The sequence below is a fragment of the Hamadaea sp. NPDC051192 genome, assembly GCF_040682475.1.
Taxonomy (GTDB): domain Bacteria; phylum Actinomycetota; class Actinomycetes; order Mycobacteriales; family Micromonosporaceae; genus Hamadaea; species Hamadaea flava.
The window spans coordinates 1-1,280 of the sequence record NZ_JBFBAZ010000308.1 but is presented as its reverse complement, the minus strand read 5'-3'; the positions used below and the strand labels follow the sequence as shown (position 1 = coordinate 1,280).

3 protein-coding genes are annotated in these 1,280 nt (G+C 68.4%); 2 read left to right on the top strand and 1 reads right to left on the bottom strand.

Annotated elements, in window-relative coordinates:
- Positions 1-152: 152 nt before the first annotated feature.
- Together AB0M47_RS42775 and AB0M47_RS42770 are read left to right on the top strand one after the other, a co-directional pair.
- Positions 153-419 carry a DUF4235 domain-containing protein gene (locus tag AB0M47_RS42775; protein WP_363424789.1) on the top strand — a complete coding sequence of 89 codons (267 nt, stop codon included), beginning with the start codon at positions 153-155 and terminating at the stop codon, positions 417-419.
- 58 nt (positions 420-477) lie between these two features.
- A complete protein-coding gene (locus tag AB0M47_RS42770; RefSeq protein ID WP_363424786.1) occupies positions 478-726 on the top strand; it encodes a hypothetical protein in 249 nt (82 codons plus the stop codon).
- A gap of 8 nt (positions 727-734) precedes the next feature.
- On the opposite strand, the gene AB0M47_RS42765 is transcribed toward AB0M47_RS42770, so the two are convergent.
- The coding region (locus tag AB0M47_RS42765; RefSeq protein WP_363424784.1) for a DUF4139 domain-containing protein at positions 735-1,280 on the bottom strand (546 nt) is incomplete at its 5' end.

Sequence of the window (1,280 nt, the reverse complement as noted above, 5' to 3'; positions counted from 1 at the left end):
TCCGCTCGAGATCTAGACACCTCAGAACGTAGGAGCAGCAACGGCGTGCGCTGCGTTACGACACATCAGCTACCCACACATGTCGGTGGAGAGCCAGAAATGGCTGCCCCGGTGACCGTTTCTCGCCTAGATCAACCGGGAACGAGCAGGGCATGAACGCGAACAAGATCATGTACAAGCCGGTGGGCCTCATCGGCGGCGCGTTGGCGGGCGTACTCGCCGGCATTGCGTTCAAGCAGGTCTGGCGGCTCGCCTCCGGCGAACCCGACGCGCCCAAGGCGACCGATGAGGGCAGCCACTGGCCGGAGATCCTGCTCGCGGCGGCGGTGCAGGGCGCGATCTTCGCCGTCGTCAAGGCGGCCGTCGACCGTGGGGGCGCGCAGAGCTTCCGCCGGCTCACCGGGAAATGGCCCGCCTGAACGCAATAGCACAATCGTCCGATATACGCCGGGTGAGCGCGCCGTTACCTTCGTGTCCATGAAGGAGGGCGCGGTCGTCTTCGTCGCCATTGGGTTGGGTCTGGGCATGCTCATGGGTGCCCGCTGGGTTCGGCTGAAGGGGGCCCAGAGCGGCTGGCGTGGCGCCAAGGCGGGCGTACCCAAGGCGAAGGCGGCCAAGAAGGCCGCCTTCAGTGGATTCATGTCGCACACCCGGCAGGCGTTCATCATGATCCTCGTGATCGCCGCCGTGTTCTTCGTCCTCATCCGGATCGCCCAGGCGAGCTGAGCCCTGGGCTAGTCCCGCCAGCCCGCGATCTCCACACCCTTGGCGGCCTCGACGCGTACGCCGAACCGGATCTTCGCCGTGCCCTGCGGGGCCAGGGCCAGCTTCCAGGTGAGTACGCCGAGGTCGGAGCGCTCGGCCGGGGTGGGCTCGGCGATCGTCTCCTTGACCGTGATCGCGCCGTCCCGGGTGACGGGGACCTGGTCGAGGACGGTGACCGTGATCGCGCGGTCCGCATGGTTGGCCACCCGGATCTCGTACTCCGTCTCGGTCCGGCGAGTGCTGCCCAGGGTCGCCTTGGAGGCGCTGCGCTTGGTGAGCTCCCGCTCCACGCGTACGCGGTCGTCGACGCCCAGGGCCAGTTCGCGCTCCTCCTCCGGAGCCCACGGTTCCAGGGCGGTCGCGCCGACGAAGTCGCCGTCATGGAAGAGAGAGGCGCGGCCCGGCGGCAGCGTATGCGTCGTGGAGTTGACCACGGTCGCGCGCAGCACGGCGTCCTCGGCGGTGACCGGCGCGGTCACGTAGTCGAGCCGCGCCTGCATCTCGAAGGTGCCGAT